Source organism: Acetobacteraceae bacterium (assembly GCA_039613835.1).
Taxonomy (GTDB): domain Bacteria; phylum Pseudomonadota; class Alphaproteobacteria; order Acetobacterales; family Acetobacteraceae; genus Sorlinia.
Genome location: CP154827.1, coordinates 1,793,459 through 1,814,493, shown reverse-complemented (window position 1 = coordinate 1,814,493; position 21,035 = coordinate 1,793,459). Strand labels below are relative to the sequence as shown.

Sequence of the window (21,035 nt, the reverse complement as noted above, 5' to 3'; positions counted from 1 at the left end):
CAAAAGCGCCTTTTGGAAAAACGGATCACGGAAGCGCTTCAGATGGTCGGCAGACTGGCATCAGGTGAGACCGTCAGCGCACCGCTGGTGATGGCGCAGGCTCTGGAAGCCTGTCACGGGATTGAGATTTCACCGCGTGACCGGGATGGGCGCTTGATCCTCGCGGAGGTGGAGCGTCTCCGCGTCCACTTCGAATCGATCATCACCGTGGCGCGCCTCACCGGGCAGGATCTTCTGGAAACACATGCGGCCGCTGATTTTAAGAAAATGCGAACAGGCCTGTGCGGAACATGCGGGTGGGCATCACATGATGGGTTGCATCTTGCTGGGCGGCATGTCACCGGCAATCGACGCGGCAGCATTGGCGAAGGCGATCCTTTCCAACCTTCCGGCGTGCCTTCCTCTGCTCGCCAAACTCATTTCCCACGCGGAGACGGTGCTGACGCGCCGCGCCACTATGCCGCGTCATCGGGCGGAGACTCATCTTCTGCGCGGCGTGAATGGGCGGACCTCCGGTTATAAGGGGGACCTCCGTCTCATGCGAAATGATCCTCGATTTGCGGTCAAGCTGGATGCGTTGAATCTCAAAGGCGATGCTTATGCGCGGCTCTGGAACCGTTATTACGAAATTAAGGAGACTCTGGCCTATCTGACCGCGATCCATAATCACGACGCGCATGAAGCAGTCAGCTTTATAGAAGGCGCGCGCGGCGAGAGCTGGTGCTGGGTAAGGTGCCAGGATGAATGCCTGACCCACTTCCACCTCCGGACGGGCAGTTTCAACACACTTCCCGTGCTTCTGGAGCTTTGCCTTGCCGGAGAGGATGAGCAGTTTCTGGAGGCTTCATTTGCTTATTCACCCGCTGGCGCGGAGCTCTGACATCGATAAAATCGCGCAGTTCTTCCGCTTTTCAGGTGCCGCACCATGTGGTGTGGACTTCTTCCTCCTTCGTCGGAGGCTGCTCAAAAACCGCGTTCCGATGATAGGGACGGGTCACAGCGTCAAGAAGCTGATGAAACGGCTGCGGATCACCGCCATCTGCCGCGACGATCACTTTTTCAACCTGATGATTACGCGGGATCACGGCGGGATTGTGCCGTGACATCATTTCCGTCGCTTTTTGCCCCCACCCGGGTGATGTGCCGCTAGTGCTGCCCATTTTTCAGCCCAACTCTTGAAAGCATGTGGATTGTGAAGGGAAATCTCACCCCCGAAATTCGTGACCCGATCCGGCAGAGTAAGGAAAAACAGCGTATAATCCATTGCTTCTTCTGTCAGTATTTCCAGACAGCCATCAATGAGCACGTTGTCTTCCGCATCACATCCGGGCAATCCCAGTTTTTACGCCATGAGGCCGCGATAGCGACGTTGGAAACGCGACGGAAAATCGTCAATGATATCGCGCAATGGTGCGATGGCGGCATCATCCTCCGAGAAAAGCAGCGATTCAGCGAAACGCGCCAGATTCCAGCGAGCGACATCCGCCTGGCGGTTGAAAAGCATTCGCCCCCTTACATCGATCCCGCTGAACACTTTGTCAGGCACGTAGCTGTCCAGAAAGGCGCAGGGCCCGTAATCGATTGTTTCCCCCGCGATCGACATATTATCGGTGTTCATGACACCATGAATAAAGCCGAGACTCATCCAATGCGCAATGAGATCCGCCTGCGCACCCGCAACGGCGCCGAATAAGGGGACGCGCAACGCGTCAATATCAAGGTTCGCATCACCGGCGCGGCGGCCAACCGGCATAGAGGTTATTTGTGGCAAAAAGCGCCATGGCCCGGAAGGCGGTCACGTCGCCGCTGCACGCCGCAAATTGAAAGGATCCCACCCGTAAATAAGAGCGACTTACCCGCGTCAAAATAGCGCCCGGCAAGGCGCGTTCCCGCAGCACGTCTTCCCCTGTCGCGACCGCGGCTAGGGCGCGCGTCGTCTTAACGCCCATGGCGTGCATGGATTCACTCAGAAGATATTCTCGCAAAACCGGCCCGATCGCGGCGCGCCCATCACCCAGACTGGGCACAAACTGCCCGAATTGATGCCCGGCATAGGCTTGTGCACCGGGTAGGACGCCCGCCGGCATATGGCACCCTGCGAGTATCGCCACACCTTCCGGTGAGGCGAGCCACGTCGCATCGGGCCCCAACCGTGCCGCCAGCGCCTCGTTGAGGGAAAGGAGGGTTGGGCCCGAAACGGGGGACAAAGTCACGTGTGTCCATAGCGATTCAGGCCATTTCCGATAGGATGGCGCCAGCATATTTCCCCCGTTAGATAGGACATCTCAACCCGGCATAGCGCCTCTCCAAAGTGAGATATGATGAGTTTCCTGCAACTTCAATGGTTTACTTCCGCGTTCTGAATTGCGATAAAGACTCATGTAATTCTGCCATATTGTAGGCTCTAGGCCGCCCCGAGAGCAAACTGAACCTTTATTTTTGTGACGTCATTCGGCAAAAGACAATCATGTCAGCGCATTCAATTCTTTATCGGCGCATTTTCAACAATGTCAGTTTTCTGACAATTGGGCGCATGGCTAACGCAATATGCAGTTTCGTCTATATTTCTCTGGCGATCCGTGCATTGGGACTGCGCGATTTCGGCATCCTCATCCTGATTCATTCGCTTGCAACGACGGCTTCAACCATCACGCGATTACAATCGTGGCAGACGATGATCCATTTTGACGATGCGCCTTTCAAGTCGGGTGATAAGGGATTGTTGAAACAGGTCATCGGGTTCTGTATCCGGCTCGATCTCCTCTCCGCCCTGGCGGCCGTTATTTTCGGTCTGGTCAGTATCATTTTCTACAGCTTTACGTCAGGCTGGACGTCGCAGGAACGGTTGCTCGCTTTTGCCTATCTAGATTGTCTGCCCTTTCAAATATACAGGCTGGGCGCAGAGCGTCCTACGCCTGACAGGGCGATTCGCTCTTGTGCCCGCGACCGATTCGGCGACGGCATTGTTCCGCACATTCGGCGCGGCGATCGGTTTCTTTGCGCATATGACGCTGCCTTTTTTTGTCGCCGTCTGGGGCGGGACGGTTCTACTGGATTCGCGCTCTTCATATTTTTCGCGATCCGCACATTGCGCAAGGACGCGCATATCCGCCTCGACTGGCAAAGCACCCCGCTGAATTGGAAGTGGCGGCTTGAAGGAATGTGGGCCTTCACGCGCTCGACCAGCCTCAATCAGACGCTCAGCCTCGTCGCCGGTAATGTCAGCACTTTGATCGTCGGGAACCTCCTCGGCCTGGCGGAAGCCGCGATCTTCCGCATCTGCCGCCAGATCGCCGATGGGATTGTAACCCCGGCCCAACTCCTCTCACCCGTCCTTTATCCGGAACTGACGCGTCTGCGCGCGGAAAGAAACTGGAAGGGCCTGGCCCGCGTCACCTGGAAGATTTTCGCCATCCTCTGCGCTGTCTCTGTCGCGTTGCTGATTGTTTCCGCCCGGCGGGGGGGGATATTCGCCCTGATGCTGCATCTGCACGTTAAGGGAGGCACCCATTATATATCGATCATGCTCGTGGCAGCAGCGTTCAGCCTGTTAATCGTACCGCTTGAGCCGATGCTGATTGTCATGGGACATGTGTCGCGCCTGGTGCGTTCGCGCTCGATCCTGCTTCTTCTCTATTTCCCGATATTAGTGGTGCTGACACGCAGATTTTCGCTCACCGGCGCGTGTTATACGGCAGCCATCTGCAATTTCGCCGTGTTGATCTATTGGATCTGGAGTGCGCGGCGATGTACGCCCTGGGCCATCAAAGGCCGAGCGCGCGCAGCCGACGCCCTCGTAATTCAGACGTCCTGGTGGCGTCGCGCTGCGCGGTTACGGAGGGCACGACGAGCTTCAATAATGAGAAGATTGGGCGAGAGCGTGCATTTCTTAACGTCGAAGAAAGTCAGATCGCCGCAGGCGGAGAGTGTGTGGAGCCCCTCAAGGTAAGGCGCGAAACCGGGGGCCGGATTAAGGCGCGGCCCGCAGGAGAGGTTCACCGAGGCGGGACTCAAACTGTCAAACCATAATAAGGGGCGGACGCCACGCCCGTAACCCCCCACACAACCCTGAACCGGCAGCATCACCTTGCCATCAATTTCAACCGCCATGCCGCCCGGTCGGGCGCTGGCATGATCAACCCGGATCGGATTGCCAGCATGTCGCGTCCAATGCCCTGTCAGGCGATTCGCATAGGCGCAATGCAGCGCATTGACCCCGCTTTGAATCGCGTGGAGCGGCGTGTAAAACAGCCACCACATGCCGTGGAAATTCAACATCGTCGCATCGATGGCAACGTCTTCACCGAGCGCAATATCGCATGTTGCCTCCCATTCATCCGGGAAGATCCTGGCGCGGTAAAGCGTCAGTTTCCCGGATTGGAAGGCCTCCGGCAGCATCCAGATCTCACCCTCTGCCGCAAAGACCTGCGGGTAAGATAAATGCCAGGGCTTTTCGAGGACAATGCGCGACTCGATGACGAGCCCCTTCGCATCAAGTGCTGCCCACTCAATGCGCCCATGTCGGTCCCGATAATCGAATACTTCACTGAAAAGATGCAGACTATCCCCCAGCCTCAAGCCAAACGGATCGGCCCGAAATTGGTAGGAGCGGGGCATATCGGGAAGCCAGGTCACGTCGAACCCTGAGAAACCGCCCATCGTCACGATGTCATCGACCGGCGCGAAGCAAAGTCCAGTGCGCCAAATATCTTTTTTGATCGCCATGTTTTATCCGGTCCCTTCATGACTTGGCGACGGCCTACCCCGAAGCGGTTAGCGGCGCGTCCGGGGTCGGGTCGAGGCAGATAGGCCAACGGGCCGCAACGCCTCATTGTGGATCGATATGATAAACGCAATGGGCGACATTTTGCTGCACGCGCGCCGAAATCAAGATCTGGGAGGCATCCGCCCCCGCTGCGCGCATCACCGTCAATAAGGATCGCAATGTCGTGTCACTGGCTTGACGTAACTGGTCAGTCTGCCCCTTCAGATCTGCCGGTGCCGGACAAGTGGCCTGCACCACGAAGAGGAGCTGAGGTTTACGCGTCAGGGCAAATTTGACGGATTTTGTAACGACCGGCGCCCAATCATCCTCAGGCGTATCATCGGAGAATTTGATGAAGGGTGCTGGCGCGGGCTGGGTGATGACAGGCTTGCGCGGCGGTTCAGGGCGGCGACCCGCATGGGAGTCAAACCATCGTTGCCCGGGAGGCGCGCAACTGCTCAGGAGTAAGAGCAACCCGCAAGTGACCGGCGCGGCGCGCATAATATATGCGACGCAGGATGACGCTTCAATAGGCCAATTCCGCCATGGGGCAAGATTTTTCTCCATCATGAGAAATGTGCGGTGATTTCCGGAGATCGGCAAGCAGAAACCTGCAGACTGAACGGTTTTTTCACAATTTGATGCTTTTCAACAGCCCCGCCTCTTAACACAGCGTGGGAAAATGTTAGGTTAGGGCGGCAAAATAGAGTTTGTGCGGCTGGAGGATGTCATGGCGACAAAGATCGCCATAAATGGTTTTGGACGTATTGGACGGCTTGTTCTTCGTAGTATCATTGAAAGTGGCCGCACCGATGTCGTCCCCATTGCGATCAATGATCTCGGTAGTGTGGCGGAGAATGCCCATCTGCTCGCCTATGACAGCGTCCATGGACAGCTCCCCGCTGATGTAAGGGCGGAGGGCGACAAGCTGATCATCTCCGCAAATGGTCGGCAGTGGGACCCTATCCATGTGTCGGCTGAGCGTGACCCGACAGCCGTGCCTTTTGAAGGCGTGGATGTGGCGATGGAGTGCACCGGGCTTTTCACCTCCAAGGAAAAAGCTTCGGCCCTCTTAAAAGCCGGTGCGCGTAAGGTCATTATCTCTGCCCCCGGGACGGATGTTGACGCGACGATCGTTTACGGCGTCAATAATGCCATGCTCACACCCGATATGACGGTGATTTCCAACGCTTCCTGCACGACAAACTGCCTCGCGCCGGTCGCAAAAATCCTGGATGAGACGGTTGGCATCACGTGTGGTTACATGGTGACCATTCACTCCTTTACGGGTGATCAGCGCACAGTCGATACGCATCATCGCGACCCGCGTCGCGCGCGCGCGGCCTCACTGAACATGATCCCCACTTCGACCGGCGCAGCAAAGGCGATCGGCCTCGTCCTGCCCCATCTGAAAGGACGGCTGGATGGCACATCAATCCGTGTGCCCACGCCGAACGTTTCAGTCCTATCACTGGACATCGTGCCGACACGCACGCCAGCTTCGGTGCAGGAAATCAATGCCGCGATGCGGAAGGCAGCAGAGGGGCCTCTCAAAGGCATTCTGGCTTATAATGAGGCGCCGCTTGTCAGTGGTGACTTTAACCACAGCCCAGCCTCTTCAACCTTCGATGCAACGCAGACATCACTGGTGGATGGCGGCAAGATGGTGCGCGTCTGCGCATGGTATGACAATGAGTGGGGCTTCTCAAACCGCATGTCGGACACAGCTGCACTTTTCGCGAGCCTGTAAGGGAAGGTAGAGCAATGAGCACGTTACGTACGCTGAATCATCTTTCACCGGAGGGCAAGCGCGTGCTTCTGCGCGCTGACCTCAACGTGCCCGTTCGCGACGGACAAGTCACGGACACGACGCGCATTGACCGTCTTTTGCCTACGATTGATGAGTTGGCCCGAAAAGGGGCGCGCGTCATCGTGTTGAGCCATTTTGATCGACCCAAGGGCAAGGTCGTGCCGCATATGTCCCTCGGGCCGATTGCGGAGATCATCTCTGCGCGACTGAAGCGTGACGTGCATTTCGTGCCAAACTGTATCGGCCCGGGCGTGGAGCAGGCTGTCGCCCGGCTGAAGGATACGGAAGTCCTTCTGCTGGAAAATACCCGTTTCCATGAAGGGGAAGAGGCAAACGACGCGGAATTTTCCGCCATGTTGGCCAAGCTGGGCGATGTTTACGTCAATGACGCCTTCTCGGCCGCACATCGCGCCCATGCCTCGACAGAGGGTGTTGCACGCCATCTGCCCTCCTTCGCAGGTCGCCTGATGGAGGCGGAACTCAGCGCACTTTCCACCGCGCTCGAAAATCCGGACCGACCTGTTGGCGCTCTGATCGGCGGCGCGAAAATCTCCACGAAGCTCGATCTGATCGGCAATCTGCTTGAAAAGGTCGATGTGCTGTTTATTGGCGGGGCAATGGCCAATACATTCCTCGCCGCGCAGGGTGTCGCCATCGGGAAATCACTCCAGGAAGCCGACATGCACGAAACGGCGCGCGATATCCTGGCCAAGGCGCGGGAAAATAACTGCGAGGTTGTTCTCCCTGTCGATGTTGTCATTGCAGAGAAATTCGAAAAGAACGCGTCATCGAGCGTTTGTAAAACTGGCGAAATACCGGACGATAAAATGATTCTCGATGCAGGGCCTGAGACCATCTCCCTCATCACGTCCAAATTGAAGGATTTGAAGACGCTTGTCTGGAATGGCCCTCTTGGCGCGTTTGAAATTGCGCCTTTCGATAAGGCAACGGTCGCTGTCGCGCAGGTAGCCGCCGCATTGACAAAATCGGGCAAGCTGAAAACGATCGCCGGGGGCGGTGATACCGTCTCAGCGCTCCGCCATGCCGGGGTCGTGCATGATATGACGTATGTTTCAACGGCAGGCGGCGCTTTTCTGGAGTGGCTTGAAGGCAAACTCCTTCCCGGAATTACGATTTTGACGGACGCCGCGCAGCACGTCATTCCACTTTAAAGCGCAAGATCAGCGAAAATGGGGTCACTATCCCATTTTCGTCGAAGCATTTCGACTTGGATTTACATTGCGCCTCCGACTTTCTGCCGCCGGAACAGCGGCGCCCCAATCAAATATAATGTTCGGAAAGGGGTGCGAAGCCGTTAAAACCCTGAGACGAATACGTCGAAACATAAGCGCCAGCGGCGAGAAGTGCCACACGGTCGCCTTCTTTTAAATCTGACGGCAGAGACACTTTATTTTTTCGATAAAGTATATCCACCTCATCACAAGTTGGCCCTGCAAGGACAAAAGGGTGTTGCGGCGCCTGCTGCCTAAGGGACACGATGTCGTAGCGGATGGCCTCATCCTCCGTTTCTGCCAAGCCACCGAAACGCCCAATATCGAGATAAAGCCAGTCCCCTTCCTGCCCCGGAAGCTCCCGCCGCGCATTCAGCACCACTTCACTGCACACGATCCCGGCTTCAGCGACGAGGTAACGGCCAGGCTCCGACATGATGAAGGGCCGCTCCGCCCCGCATGCCGCTGTCAAAGCCGCATCAATCTCTGAAGCGAAACGCTCGATTTCCGACACCGGGGCGCGATATTGAACGGGGAAGCCGCCGCCGATGTTCAGCATGGTCAGTTTGATGCCGTGCGCCGCAACGTCTTGAAAAATGCGCGCGGCCTGATGGATCGCGTCAATGTAGGCAGCGAGGGAGCCCTGTTGACCTCCAACATGAAATGACACGCCATAGGGAATAAGTCCCAGATCCGGGGCTTTGCATAACAGAGAAGCACAAGTCGGTGCAGACGCCCCGAATTTCTGTGAAAGGGGCCAATCCGCACCCTCATTATCAACCCCGAGGCGCGTATAAATTTTCGCCCCCGGGGCATGTTGCGCGATTTTCTGGAGTTCTTCCTCACTATCGCAAACGAATAGCCTTATATCAAGGGACGCGGCCTCTGCGATGGATGCGGATTTTTTGATCGGATTACCGTAGGAAATATCCGACGGCGCACATCCAGCCGCCAGGCATTGACGGACTTCCTCGATGGAGGCCGCATCGAAACCCGCTTTGGCACGCACCAGCGTTTTTAAAATGGGCGCGGCGGGGTTGGCTTTGACCGCGTAAAAAACTTTCGCCCACGGCATCGCTTTGACCATTCGCCGATATTGCTTGGCGACACGGTCGAGGTCCACAGCGAGATAAGGTGCTGGCAAGGCACCTTCCGAGAAAAACATTTTCAATTTGGGGGTCATGATCGGCCCTCCTCAATTTAAAAAAGCAGTATCGGATCAATGAAGCACCCTCACCGCGCGTGCAGCGTCACGTCGGACGCTCCAGGAATGATCCTTAACGCGGCGATGAGGGTAAATTTTCACCCTTGGGGAAGGCAGCGACCAATATAGGGTGGCAGGGCGAAAGCGGCATTCTGCACGGAGGGTGACCAGTAAAATGAGTCGCCTTTCAACCCAGCAGCCTGCGCGCGCGCGGCGATTTCGGACGTGGCAGGCAAAGTCAGATGGGCGTCCTTGCTGGCAAAGCCCAACGCCATGAAGCCCCCGACATAAGTTGGCATGGAAACAACATAGGCCGAGACATGCGGGAAGAATTGCCGACGGCGGCGGCTCGTCACCTCCAGCTCCTCACTCTGCATGAAGGGTACGCCGCACTGATTGACGATGATGCCGCGGGGCGACAAAATGCGCGCACATTCCTGATAGAACGCGTCCGTGAAAAGCACTTCCCCGACGCCGATCGGATCTGTCGAATCCACAATAATCACGTCGAAAGACGCATCTTCAGCTTTGGCGACATAGGCAATGCCGTCACCGACAATGACTTCCGCGCGCGGATCGTCCCAGGAGGCGCCCCCTACTTGCGGCATAAAGCGTTTGGAGAGGTCGATAACGTCAGAATCGATCTCAACCATCACCGCTTTTTCAACCGTGCGATGCATGAGGACGTGACGCAGCACGCCCCCGTCACCCGCGCCGATAATCAGCACGCGTTTTGCCGCACCATGGGTCAGAAGCGGCACATGGGTGATCATTTCATGATAGGGAAACTCATCTTTTTCCGTGACCTGCACGACACCATCAAGCAGCAGGACGCGCCCATGATAAGCCGTCTTGAACAATTTAATGTCCTGATACAAGCTTTTCTTTTCAATGAGCATCTTCTCGATTTTAAAGCTCTGACACCATGTGGGGTAGAGTGACTCGTGGATCCAGTTTTTAGTCATGACTTACCCTTAACCCTTGCGACACAAGGATATGCGCACCGGCAGTCACACCGGCACTTATTTCAAAATAAAGACGTGGAAAATTCAGGCGGTCAGACGCCTGATTGAATGCGGCCCCGCCTTAAAAACGAGTCATTGATCCGATCCGCCTTAAAGCAGGATTGCATCACGGGAAGCGTCTTAAGCGGGTCACAGGCCCCGCACATAAACACATCCACCGCTGCAAAACTTCGCTCCGGCCATGTATGGATCGAGATGTGACTCTCAGCCAGGACAAGCACGCCCGACACCCCGCCATTCGGCGTGAAATGGTGAAAATGGCCGTGCAGGATGGTGGCGCCTGCGGCTTCAGCCGCATCGCGAAGAGATTTTTCAATGAGTTCCGGATCATCAAGATTTTTGGCACCCCAAAAATCCACGAGAAGATGGTGCCCGGCAAATTGCTCGCCATCTCTTTCAATAAAATAGTCTTTCTGGACGATGCCAGATTCTGTCGATGTCAGCGCTTTTTGGTTATCTCTCGGAAAGTCCGATACCATCCCCATTTGAGCAAGTGCGTTCATCACGTACCCCCAAACCAGTAGACGGCTGCGTTGGGCAAATCGCCCCCCGCTTGTGCCAAGAAGCCGCCCCTTAGCGCCTTCGCTCTTAACAAACAAGTTTTTTATTTAATTGTTGCCGGATTTTCTCAATAAAAACTGATTTTTATCGTCACCCAGGCCCGCTCAGCCCGGTGCCTTAATCGGCGTCATCCTTAATCTGACCCGCGACCAGACCCTCCGCAAATTGCAGCGCTGAGAAGGGTTGGAGGTCATCAGCCTGCTCACCTACACCGACAAAATGCACCGGCAGGCCAAAATTTTCAGCAAGCGCAATCACAACACCCCCGCGGGCGGAGCCATCCAGCTTCGTGACGACAAGACCGGACACATTGACAAGCTCTTTGAAGACCCTCACCTGCTCCAGCGCGTTTTGACCTGTCGTCGCATCCAGCACGAGCAGGACGGAATGCGGTGCTGTTTCGTCGATCTTACGCATGACGCGGATGATTTTCGTCAGTTCATCCATCAGCGCGCCTTTATTATGAAGACGCCCCGCTGTGTCGATAAAAACCAGGTCACACCCATCTTCCCGCGCCTTCTGAATCCCGTCAAAAGCCAGGCCGGCCGCATCCCCGCCCTGTTTCCCGGAAATTACCCGCGCCCCGACACGTTGCCCCCAGATCTCCAATTGCTCCGTCGCCGCGGCGCGGAATGTATCGCCCGCCACAAGCATGGAAGTAAGATTTTTCTGGGCGAACCATTGGGCCATTTTGCCGATTGTGGTCGTTTTGCCCACGCCATTCACCCCAACGACGAGGACGACATGCGGCTTATGCGCCACGTCCGGCGTGAAGGGCTTGGCAACGGGCGCCAGCACGCGCGCGATCTCCTGCGACAGAACACGGTGAATTTCTTCAGTTGAAACGTCTTTACCGAAGCGCGTCCGACGAAAATCCTGTATCACGCGCGCCGCGACGGCGGGGCCGAGATCCGCGCCGATCAGCGCATCTTCAAGCGCGTTTAAAGCAGCATCGTCCAAAGTCCGATGGGTCAGTGCCGCGTTGATTTTCTGGGAGGAGCGGTTAAGGCCCCGTTTGAGGCGGGAGAAGAAACTAGCCATGTGCCTCGATCTCCGCCACGATGGCCTCATTGTCAAGGGCGACAAGCCGGACGGTGATGATCTCCCCGCGCTGCGCCTGTTGAGAGACGATTTTGACGGGCGCGAAATGCGGGGAACGCCCTATTCCGTCTTTCTCCATCAGGATTTCTGTTTCCTGCCCGATCAGACGTGTCCAGTAAGCGCGCCGGTTTGCCTCACCGCGTTCACGCAATCGGGCGGCGCGCGCAGTGCGTTGCGGGTGCGGCACAGGCGGCATACGCGCGGCGGGCGTGCCCGGGCGCTCACTGTAAGGAAAGGCGTGAATATAGGCGATCTCACATTCCGCGACGAAATCGTAAGTTTCCTGCGCCTGCGCCGCCGTTTCCGTCGGGAAACCTGCAATCAGGTCCGCGCCGAACGCCATGTCCGGCCGCAAGTCCCGCGCGCGTTTGACGAGATGAAGGGCGTCTTCCCGGCTGTGACGACGCTTCATACGCTTTAGGACAAGGTTGCTGGCGGCCTCAAGGGAAAGGTGCAGATGCGGCAGCAGGCGCGGCTCTTCAGCTATCAGCGTCCATAGATCATCATCGAAGGCAGCCGGGTCAACAGATGAAAGGCGCAGGCGCCGAAGCTCCGGCACCTCACGCAGGACGGCGCGACACAACGTGCCGAGAGCGGGCCGTCCCAAGAGATCGACGCCCCAGGACGCGATGTCGACACCCGTCACAACGAGTTCCTGATGACCCGCGGCGATGAGAGACCGGGCTTTCACAATCACCTCCTCCACTGGGAAGGAGCGTGACGCCCCACGCCCATGCGGAATGATACAGAAGGTGCATTGATGGTCACAACCTTGCTGAACCTGAAGAAAGGCGCGGATATGCTGGCCAGGCACCTCGGGAAAATCGTTTTTGACAGGAGCCGAAGCCCATTGGGCCGCCTGCAATTTATCGCGGTTCGGGACGATGCGCGTCACACCGGGGAGTGCACGATAAGCGTCCGGCGCGATTTCCGACGCGCATCCGGTGACGATAATATCGGCATCGGGGTGGGCATGGTGTATTTTGCGGATGGCCTGCCGCGCCTGTCTCTCCGCGCTTGTCGTCACCGCACAGCTATTGACGACGATCATTTTGCCTTGGCCGGCACCGAGCCTGGCCATCTCCTCACTCTCATGCAGATTGAGTCGACAGCCAAATGTGATGATCTGTGAAGGATCATTACCGCCTGTCGGCGCCATTGCGTCAGACAAGGGGGAATTCCCCTTCAAAAACATGAGAGGCCGGACCGGTCATCAAAACGCGATCATCATCCCGATACATAATGTCGAGCATGCCGCCATCCAGTATGACGCGGCATGCTCGGTCAATCAGCCCACGCCGGACACCATTTACGACCGCCGCACACGCGCCGGAACCACAAGCCAGGGTCAGCCCCGCGCCCCGCTCCCAGACACGGAGGCGCATTTTGTCGCGGGCCTCGATTTCAGCAAATCCTATATTGGCGCGTTGCGGAAAAATGGGATCACATTCAAAAATGGGGCCAGCTGTCGCGGCCGCCGCCACCCCGTCAAAAAATGTCGCGTGCGGGTTGCCCATGGAACATGCTGCCGGCGCGCCCTTGATCGGCAATGACGTCGTGCCACAGGCGTGCGCCAGCGGGATCTCCGCCCAATCGAGGCGAGGCGGCCCCATATCGACCGTGATCTGTCCGACATCACCTACGTCACAGGAGAGAAGACCGGCCGCCGTCTCCAGCACGGCCTTCCCCCCTAAAAGCGTGGCGACGCACCGTGAAGCATTGCCACAGGCCCCGACCTCCGACCCATCCGGATTGAAAAACCGAACGCGAATCGTGGCATCTTTGCGCGACGCCGCATCCAGCAGAACAAGTTGGTCGCAACCAATTCCGAAGTGACGGTCACATAATTGCGTGACAAGTTTTGTTGAGAGACGCAGAGGCTGGTGACGCGTGTCAATTATGATAAAATCGTTACCGAGTCCGTGCATTTTGTGAAACCGAATGCCCATTTGTGACCTTATACCGGTTTTGTAAAGCGGTTGCATCTGATTTGAGAGCCGCTGAAGTCCCGATAATCTGCTTCGGGATCAATCAGGAACAGGATAATGCCCAAACGTCAACGAGCCGAGACCACGCCGGACAGTGGTGTCCCATTGGTATGGTCGGGACTCGGCTATAAAACGGATGCCCTCATCAAGCCGGTGCGCATTCCGCCGCCGGGCACGCATGTCGTCGTCGATGCCAATCGATTGAACTGGATGCGACGATTCGCCCGGCACCTGACCCTTTACGTCCAGAGCGGTGACGAGATTAAGGAAATCTCACGCCATGACGCGCGCAAGCCCGGCCAAGTTTTGCAGACTCATTGCCTCCGGTCCCAGATCCGTGCGGATGGGATGCCTGTCGCAGTTGCGCTTGACATCATCATGAATCCGGACCCCGGCGCCGCATGGCAGGAAGTCGATTATCTGGTGGCGGAGGGGCTGTCATCCCAGATTGCCGCAACCGCACTTGTCGGCACGCCAATCGATATTGCTGAACGTATTTTTGATTATGTCACAGCAGGCGTGCGCACGGTCATTCTCATGCCGCCGGTGGATCGGGCGCCTTTCTATGCTGTCAGCGCGCATCTTGAGCCTTTACTGAAGGAAGGCCGCCGCCGCGCGGAGCGCAACCCAATGGCCCCTGTGCAGGAAGACACCATTGCCTGGAATGACGCCGCGCTCTAGCGCTTCGAGCCGCCCGCATTGACCCGACCCGTATTCTGAATAAAACGGGCATCGCGTCATAAGGGTGTTAGCGATGTCAGAAGAGTCGAGCGGTTTCCACGAAAAAGCCTTTCAGCGTGTCGATGATCGCGATGATGCGACCTATTTCGAGACATGCGACAAGGATTTTTCGATGGATCAGGGGGGGACGCCTGGCCGTCGCCGCTTTATATCGCGCAACCCTCTCACCTGAGGCGGAAATTCTTGACCTCATGGCCGGGCCGCAGACAGCCCTGCCGGATGATATCGCCTTCCCCTATGTAACGGGACTGGATGTGAGCGAAAATCTCATGCAAGGCAAAGCGCGATTAGCTTCTCGCGTGGTATTTGACTTGAATAATGAGGCTCCGCTTCCCTTCCCGGACGCGCATTTTGACGCCGTCCTTCTCTGCGATGGGCTGCCTTACCTGACGCACCCTCAACATGTCATCTCGCAGGCTGAGCGTGTGCTGCGCCCGGGTGGGGCACTTGTCGTGTCCTTCTCGGATCGGTTTTATTCGCGCAAGGCCTTCGCCTTGTGGCAGGCGCTGGAGGCGGAGGACCGCGTCCGCCTTGTCACCATTTTCATGACGCGCACCGGTCTGACGGACCTGGATACAGGCGACGTGACCCCGCCGGAAGACCTCAATGCGTGGCAGGATACGGTGCACGCCGTCATCGGGCGCAAAACAGCGCGATGGTTGAAAGTCGGTCCAAGCCATTAAAATGACCAGCCGCACGGATGCTGTCTTGGAAACGCGCGCGTTTCTCTCGTTTATTGCTGGCTTTTGACCGACAAACTCTTTATGGACCTGAAAAATATTTCGTCATCCATGCATGACATCAGGCGCTTGGTCGCCACTTCCGTATAAGTGAACCAGATTTAAATGCCATTCCCCGATACTGCTGCCCCCCTTAACCGCGCCCTGTCCGCCCGAGGCTATACGACCCCCACGGCCGTGCAGGAAGCTGTGCTTAAGTCGGAACTCGCCGATCGGGATCTGCTTGTTTCTGCCCAGACAGGTTCCGGTAAGACGGTGGCTTTCGGGCTGGCCATCGCGCCAACATTGTTGCCCGGTGACGCGCAGCGCCTGCCGCCGGCGCAGGCCCCTCTGGCGCTGGTCATCGCACCGACGCGTGAGCTGGCCGTGCAGGTGCAGAATGAGCTGCAATGGCTTTATGCTGAGACAGGTGCACGCATCGCCAGCACAATCGGCGGCACGGATGCGCGGCGTGAAGCCCAGTCACTACGTCAGGGCGCACATATCGTCGTCGGCACGCCCGGGCGCTTATGTGACCATCTGTCACGCGGTAACCTCGACCTCACCCAGCTGCGCGCGGTTGTTCTCGATGAAGCGGATGAAATGCTTGACCTGGGTTTTCGGGAGGAGTTGGAACAGCTTCTGGACGCAACCCCCGACCAGAAGCGCATGCTGCTGTTCTCCGCGACCATCGCGCGGGAAATCGCCTCTCTTGCGCGGCGCTACCAGAATAATGCTGAGCGTATCGACACTGTCTCCGCGCGCAAGCAACATGCGGACATCACTTATCGCTGCATCCTGACCGCGCCAAATGATATTAAGCGCTCCGTCATTAATATCCTCCGCTTTTATGAGAGCCCTTCGGCGCTTCTCTTCTGCCATACACGCGCGATGGTGGCGCAGGTACAGGCCGCATTGACGGAGAAAGGTTTTGCCTCCGTCGCCATTTCCGGCGAGATGGGTCATAATGAGCGCAGCCGCGCGATGGAAGCCCTGCGCTCCGGCGTGGCACGCGTCTGCGTCGCGACCGATGTCGCCGCGCGCGGCATTGACGTCCCCACTTTGAGCCTCGTCATTAATGCGAGCATCCCGTCAGAACCCGCGACCCTCCTGCACCGGTCCGGCCGCACAGGGCGCGCGGGGCGGAAAGGGACAAGCGTCATTCTGGTGCCGCATAATCAGCGCCGCCGGGCCGAGCGTCTTTTGACGATGGCCAAGATCGCCGATGCAAGCTGGGAGGCCGTGCCCACAGCGGATGCCATCAAAGCGGAAGATACGCGTCGCCTGCTGGAGCGTGAGACGCTGTTTGCGCCATCGCGCCCGGACGAGGATGCACTGGCGACCACGCTCGCGAACACCCATGACGCCCACGCCTTGGCCGTTGCGCTCAGCCGCCTCTATCGTGAGCGCCTGCCGAAATCCGAGAACATCCGCCCCGTCAGCGTCCCGCCCCCCGGCAATAGGGAGAGAGCACCGCGAGAGGGGCACCCTCGGGATCGCCATCTTGAGGGTGGCAGCTGGTTCCGCCTCGCTGTCGGACGTGAGGAGTGGGCCGACCCGAAATGGCTGATCCCGCTAATTTGTCGTGTCGGCGGGGTGACAAAGAAAGATATCGGTGCCATTCGCATTAACCCCGACCACACGGTTTTTGAGATCGCTTCAGACGCTGCCGAGCGTTTCAGCGCGTGTATCGAAGATCTCGATTCTGACGAGGTCGCCATCACTCCGGGTGAAGCCCCTTCGCCCTCAGGCGGCAATTTCCGGCGTCATGGCGGTGGCAGAAAGTCGTCAGCCCGACCGGAGGGCAAACGGCGCGATGATTCGGGTGGATTCCGCAAAAAAGGCGACGCCGCTTTTGCGGGGAAAAAACCTTACGAGAAGTCACCTGGCAAGCCGCGTCAGGCAAAAGCCAATCCTGGCGGCAAAACGTCGACGCGCCGGCGTTACTGACGTGTCCTGCGGGGCGCGCCACGCCTTTCATCCATCTTGAATCGGGACGTCTTCAGGAAACTTGTCTACAAGGTGGGGAGGCGCGCCCGTGACATCGTTGCGAGGACAGCACCAGGCGCTTGTTGCCCCAAGAGGATTCAATTAATTATAGTTTAATAAAACGCAGTATTTGAGAACGTCTTGCAATTTCATAATGGCGCAAGATAAGAGAAATACAGATGTAATCACGTCTTTAAAAATAATAACCGTTCTCAATAACGCGTTTATTATCGTCAAACATATTATTTTCTTGCCCGCGACTGGGTTGTGCGTTTAGTTTGCGCGTTAAGATTTTATCGAAGCCTCGCCCCGGGCATCGATTCTGGCTCATTTTAACTTAATTGGACGCAACATGATCAAAGACGATAAAATCATTGAGCATCTCAACACGCAGTTGACGAATGAGCTCACAGCCATCAATCAGTATTTCCTTCATGCCCGCACGCTTAATCACTGGGGTGTGACAAAGCTTGGCAAGAAGGAATATCAGGAATCGATTGAGGAGATGCACCATGCTGATTGGCTTATTGAGCGCATTCTCTATCTCGGTGGTCTACCGAACGTTCAGCGCCTCAACACCATTCTGATTGGTCAAGACGTCAGAGAAATTCTGGAATGCGATCTGAAGTTGGAAAAGAAGGCGCTTGTCGATCTCGCAGAGGGCATCGCTTATTGTGAGAGGGTCCGTGATTTCGTCTCACGTGATCTTCTGCTTAAAATTCTTGAAAATGAAGAAGAGCACGAGGATTATCTGGATCGGCAATTTGACCTGATCAAGCAGATCGGTATTGAGCGCTATATTCAGCTTAATTCCGGCGCTGCGAATGAATCTGATGTCGGCAGCGTCTGACAGGCGCGTTGACATTATTTGCGCGTCACGTAAGCCCGACTCGGCTCAGGTCAGCTGATTTTCCGACAGGGTCAGGCAATGCCCGCAACCCTCGTGTGTCACGCGCGCGGGTTGGCGTGCTCGATAAGGCTGGCCCTCGATTTGACACGCGCCCGCCTCCGCCAATTCACGCAGAACATCCTGCATGACCAGGATACACGCGCCGCATTGCGGCTTGCAGCCGCGCACCGCGTAGACGTCACGCGCACGTGTCGCACCCTCTCGCGCGGCTTCAGCAACGTCATAATCTGTCAGCACGTTACAGGAGCAGATAATCATCCGATTTTTCCTCTTTCATGCGGCAATTATAACGCCAATGAGAATAAATTGCAACTCATGGAAGAAAGTTCGGGATGAAAGTTTCGTAACCTGCCTCCAGTCAAAGCACGCGCACCTGCGCATTAGCCAAGAATGCGGCCGAGAATTTTCGTTGTATAATCGACGACAGGCACCACACGCCCGTAATTAAGCCGGGTCGGCCCGATGACGCCGATCGCCCCGACAATACGGTTATTTTTGCTGCGCGCCGATGCGACGACCATGGACACGCCGGAAAGGTCAAAAAGTTCACTTTCCGCGCCGACATAAATGCGTACCCCGTCAGAATCCTGGGCAGAATGCAGGAGTTTCAACATCATCTCCTGCGTTTCAAGCGTTTCGAACAAACGCCGAATGGATGACAGGTGCGCCATCTCATTAATGTCATCAAGGAGGGTCGCCTGCCCGCAGATGAAGCGTGCCATGCCCCTCATCCCAGTAAGCCAGCCCAGCTTCAATCACTTGAGCGGCAAGCTGGTCAAGCTCCTGCCGGCATTCCTGCATTTCATTTTTGACGCGCTGACGCAAACCACTGATCGTCACATCTCCGAGCCGAGCATTGAGGTATTTACTGGCTTCCGAGAGGGCTGACGCGGGGATGTCCGGCGGGGTTTCAACGATGCGATGCCGACAAGAATGACAAGGACACGCGACGGCCCATAAGCCACGAATTCAATATGTCGTATGGCCAGGTCATTTTTGGGTGCCAGCACCACGGCCGCCGCCTTGGATAATCCCGCGAGAAGGGAAGAAGCATCCGCCATCAGATCATTATAGGACCGCCCTTCGAGGGATAAGCGGGCGGCGATGATACGCTGCTCATTCTCCGTCAGACGCCCGAATTCGAGCAGACCATCAACGAAAAACTTGACGCCTTTTTCGGTCGGGACGCGTCCCGCGGAAATATGGGGGCTGAACAGCAGCTCGGCCCGCGTCAATTCCGCCATAACATTCCGGATCGTCGCCGGTGAAAGGGATGGCGTCAGTTTCTGAGACAGGGTGCGTGATCCGACCGGATCACGATTGCAAATATTGCTCGACAATTTCCTTCAACACCTGCGCTGAACGCCCGTCCATACGCGTCAGATAATCGGTCCGTGCCATCATCGCTTTCTGAATCTCCGTGCACCCATGTTACCGCAGCTTCGCGCCTTCACCTAGATGCGCAAACGCGCAAACATGCGATGAGAAGGTTTTACGGCCTTATTCTCAGAGTTGTGATGAAAGTTTCTCTCGACTTCATCTTCTCAAGCGTACCCATCCTGCCCATTTCATCGCTTCCCCCGTTGATCATAACCCGTTAAAACCCTGGACGTTGATTTCAAGGTTCAGGGATAGATTCATGAGCACCCCTCGCCCCTCCGGTCGCGCTTCAGATGCGTTGCGTCCCGTTTCGATTGCGCTCGGATTTGCGCGTCATGCTGAAGGGTCAGTTCTGATCAGAATGGGTGGGACGGAGGTCCTTTGTGCCGCGAGTGTTGAAAACCGCGTGCCGCCTTTCCTGCGGGGCCAGGGCCAGGGGTGGATCACGGCGGAATATGGCATGTTGCCACGCGCGACCCATAGTCGCAGCAACCGTGAAGCCGCGAAGGGCAAGCAATCCGGCCGCACTCAGGAGATTCAGCGCCTCATCGGGCGGGCCCTGCGCGCGTGCGTCGATCTGAAAGCCTTGGGAGAAATGACCATCACGGTCGATTGTGACGTGCTGAATGCCGATGGCGGCACACGTTGCGCGTCAATCACCGGCGCATGGGTCGCGCTCGCGATCGCCATGGATCAGCAGATCAAACAGGGCGCCCTCCGCAAAAACCCCCTTCGTGCACAGGTCGCCGCCATATCTTGTGGCCTGATCCCGTCCGGCGCGGTGCTTGACCTTGATTACGTCGAGGACAGTTCAGCGCAGACCGATACAAATTTTGTGCTGACGAGTCAGGGCGGTATTGTTGAAATACAGGGGGCGGCAGAGGACTCACCTTTCAGTGAGGAAGCTTTTTTTGAGCTGCTGCGCCTGGCAAAAATCGGCACGAAACAGCTCTTCAGTGCGCAGGACGCGGCCCTTACCGCCTTTCGCGCCAAATGACGAATCCGCAGATCAAACGCGGCGATCAGCTTGTTCTGGCCAGCCATAATCAAGGCAAACTCGCTGAATTCCAGGCGCTTTTTACGGCCTCAGGGGTGGATATCAAGTCGGCTGCCGCGTTTGACCTGCCCGAGCCTAATGAGGATGCAGATAGTTTTGAAGGCAATGCCCGTATCAAGGCCCTTGCCGCCGCGCGGGCGACGGGTTTACCAGCCCTGGCGGATGATTCCGGCTTTTGCGTCGCTTCCCTGAATGGGCAACCCGGCATTTATTCCGCACGCTGGGGTGGGGCGCATCGGGACTTTAATCACGCGATGCAGCGCGTCCATGATGAGATGGGCGCCGCGACAGATAAACGTGCCGTGTTCGTGACGGTTCTGTGCCTTGCATGGCTGGACGGGCGGACATATTTTGTCGAAGGGCGCTGTGACGGTCAGGTTGCCTGGCCACCCAAAGGGGAGAATGGCCATGGTTATGATCCCATTTTTATCCCTGATGGTGAAACGCGGCGCTTCGCTGAAATGACAGATGCTGAGAAAAACGCCATCAGCCATCGCGGGCGGGCGTTACGGCAATTAATGGATATTTATGTTGCGTGTGACGCGTAAATTTC

The 21,035-nt window shown here is 56.9% G+C and carries 22 protein-coding genes and 1 pseudogene; 10 read left to right on the top strand and 13 right to left on the bottom strand.

What is annotated here, in order from left to right:
- The first annotated feature begins 244 nt into the window (after positions 1–244).
- Entirely contained in the window at positions 245–880 is a 636-nt protein-coding gene (locus AAYR33_10055; GenBank protein ID XAO71281.1) for a hypothetical protein, read from the top strand.
- 31 nt (positions 881–911) lie between these two features.
- Here AAYR33_10055 and AAYR33_10050 read toward each other — a convergent pair whose 3' ends face one another.
- From AAYR33_10050 to AAYR33_10035, 4 genes are read right to left on the bottom strand one after another with little or no spacing between them, the layout of a single operon-like run.
- Positions 912–1,085: a hypothetical protein gene (locus tag AAYR33_10050; GenBank protein XAO71280.1), complete on the bottom strand. Its 174-nt coding sequence runs from the start codon at positions 1,083–1,085 to the stop codon at positions 912–914.
- A gap of 20 nt (positions 1,086–1,105) precedes the next feature.
- Entirely contained in the window at positions 1,106–1,333 is a 228-nt protein-coding gene (locus AAYR33_10045; GenBank protein XAO71279.1) for a hypothetical protein, read from the bottom strand.
- Between the two features lie 9 nt (positions 1,334–1,342).
- Positions 1,343–1,753, bottom strand: coding sequence for a protein adenylyltransferase SelO family protein (locus AAYR33_10040; GenBank protein XAO71278.1), 411 nt, complete (start codon positions 1,751–1,753; stop codon positions 1,343–1,345).
- A complete protein-coding gene (locus AAYR33_10035) occupies positions 1,728–2,261 on the bottom strand; it encodes a protein adenylyltransferase SelO family protein (GenBank protein ID XAO71277.1) in 534 nt (177 codons plus the stop codon). The genes AAYR33_10040 and AAYR33_10035 overlap by 26 nt, the downstream gene beginning before the upstream one ends.
- A 272-nt stretch (positions 2,262–2,533) precedes the next feature.
- Between AAYR33_10035 and AAYR33_10030 the strand changes: the two genes are divergently transcribed.
- Positions 2,534–3,949: a lipopolysaccharide biosynthesis protein gene (locus AAYR33_10030; protein XAO71276.1), complete on the top strand. Its 1,416-nt coding sequence runs from the start codon at positions 2,534–2,536 to the stop codon at positions 3,947–3,949.
- A gap of 879 nt (positions 3,950–4,828) precedes the next feature.
- On the opposite strand, the gene AAYR33_10025 is transcribed toward AAYR33_10030, so the two are convergent.
- On the bottom strand, positions 4,829–5,368 hold the full coding sequence (locus tag AAYR33_10025; GenBank protein XAO71275.1) for a hypothetical protein: 540 nt from the start codon (positions 5,366–5,368) through the stop codon (positions 4,829–4,831).
- 127 nt (positions 5,369–5,495) lie between these two features.
- Here AAYR33_10025 and gap point away from each other — a divergent pair, with 127 nt between their 5' ends.
- Both gap and AAYR33_10015 read left to right on the top strand, forming a co-directional pair.
- Positions 5,496–6,515, top strand: a complete 1,020-nt coding sequence (gene gap / locus AAYR33_10020) for a type I glyceraldehyde-3-phosphate dehydrogenase (GenBank protein ID XAO71274.1) — start codon at positions 5,496–5,498, stop codon at positions 6,513–6,515.
- A 14-nt stretch (positions 6,516–6,529) separates the two neighbouring features.
- Positions 6,530–7,747, top strand: coding sequence for a phosphoglycerate kinase (locus AAYR33_10015; GenBank protein ID XAO71273.1), 1,218 nt, complete (start codon positions 6,530–6,532; stop codon positions 7,745–7,747).
- Between the two features lie 109 nt (positions 7,748–7,856).
- On the opposite strand, the gene AAYR33_10010 is transcribed toward AAYR33_10015, so the two are convergent.
- From AAYR33_10010 to dapF, 6 genes are all read right to left on the bottom strand, one after another.
- The gene (locus AAYR33_10010; GenBank protein XAO71272.1) at positions 7,857–8,990 is read right to left on the bottom strand and encodes a type III PLP-dependent enzyme; all 1,134 of its coding nucleotides are present in this window, start codon (positions 8,988–8,990) and stop codon (positions 7,857–7,859) included.
- 119 nt (positions 8,991–9,109) lie between these two features.
- Positions 9,110–9,976: a polyamine aminopropyltransferase gene (gene speE / locus AAYR33_10005; protein ID XAO71271.1), complete on the bottom strand. Its 867-nt coding sequence runs from the start codon at positions 9,974–9,976 to the stop codon at positions 9,110–9,112.
- A gap of 92 nt (positions 9,977–10,068) precedes the next feature.
- Positions 10,069–10,539: an adenosylmethionine decarboxylase gene (speD, locus tag AAYR33_10000; protein ID XAO71270.1), complete on the bottom strand. Its 471-nt coding sequence runs from the start codon at positions 10,537–10,539 to the stop codon at positions 10,069–10,071.
- A 175-nt stretch (positions 10,540–10,714) separates the two neighbouring features.
- A complete protein-coding gene (gene ftsY / locus AAYR33_09995) occupies positions 10,715–11,638 on the bottom strand; it encodes a signal recognition particle-docking protein FtsY (GenBank protein ID XAO71269.1) in 924 nt (307 codons plus the stop codon).
- A complete protein-coding gene (locus AAYR33_09990) occupies positions 11,631–12,857 on the bottom strand; it encodes a MiaB/RimO family radical SAM methylthiotransferase (GenBank protein ID XAO72465.1) in 1,227 nt (408 codons plus the stop codon). The genes ftsY and AAYR33_09990 overlap by 8 nt, the downstream gene beginning before the upstream one ends.
- A 4-nt stretch (positions 12,858–12,861) precedes the next feature.
- Complete coding sequence (dapF, locus tag AAYR33_09985) at positions 12,862–13,647, bottom strand: diaminopimelate epimerase (GenBank protein XAO71268.1); 786 nt, start codon at positions 13,645–13,647, stop codon at positions 12,862–12,864.
- Between the two features lie 96 nt (positions 13,648–13,743).
- Between dapF and AAYR33_09980 the strand changes: the two genes are divergently transcribed.
- The 4 genes from AAYR33_09980 (at position 13,744) to bfr (ending at position 17,985) form a co-directional block, all read left to right on the top strand.
- Positions 13,744–14,367, top strand: a complete 624-nt coding sequence (locus tag AAYR33_09980; GenBank protein ID XAO71267.1) for a hypothetical protein — start codon at positions 13,744–13,746, stop codon at positions 14,365–14,367.
- A gap of 122 nt (positions 14,368–14,489) precedes the next feature.
- On the top strand, positions 14,490–15,110 hold the full coding sequence (locus tag AAYR33_09975) for a methyltransferase domain-containing protein (protein XAO72464.1): 621 nt from the start codon (positions 14,490–14,492) through the stop codon (positions 15,108–15,110).
- 162 nt (positions 15,111–15,272) lie between these two features.
- On the top strand, positions 15,273–17,096 hold the full coding sequence (locus AAYR33_09970) for a DEAD/DEAH box helicase (protein XAO71266.1): 1,824 nt from the start codon (positions 15,273–15,275) through the stop codon (positions 17,094–17,096).
- A gap of 391 nt (positions 17,097–17,487) precedes the next feature.
- Positions 17,488–17,985, top strand: coding sequence for a bacterioferritin (gene bfr / locus AAYR33_09965; protein ID XAO71265.1), 498 nt, complete (start codon positions 17,488–17,490; stop codon positions 17,983–17,985).
- A gap of 45 nt (positions 17,986–18,030) precedes the next feature.
- On the opposite strand, the gene AAYR33_09960 is transcribed toward bfr, so the two are convergent.
- On the bottom strand, positions 18,031–18,303 hold the full coding sequence (locus AAYR33_09960; GenBank protein XAO71264.1) for a (2Fe-2S)-binding protein: 273 nt from the start codon (positions 18,301–18,303) through the stop codon (positions 18,031–18,033).
- Between the two features lie 122 nt (positions 18,304–18,425).
- Positions 18,426–19,449 (bottom strand): annotated as a pseudogene (gene hrcA / locus AAYR33_09955) (heat-inducible transcriptional repressor HrcA).
- 235 nt (positions 19,450–19,684) lie between these two features.
- Here hrcA and rph point away from each other — a divergent pair.
- Both rph and rdgB read left to right on the top strand, forming a co-directional pair.
- Complete coding sequence (rph, locus tag AAYR33_09950; GenBank protein XAO71263.1) at positions 19,685–20,422, top strand: ribonuclease PH; 738 nt, start codon at positions 19,685–19,687, stop codon at positions 20,420–20,422.
- Positions 20,419–21,030 (top strand): RdgB/HAM1 family non-canonical purine NTP pyrophosphatase, encoded by a 612-nt coding sequence (gene rdgB, locus AAYR33_09945; protein ID XAO71262.1) that lies wholly within the window; start codon positions 20,419–20,421, stop codon positions 21,028–21,030. The genes rph and rdgB overlap by 4 nt, the downstream gene beginning before the upstream one ends.
- Positions 21,031–21,035: the final 5 nt, after the last annotated feature.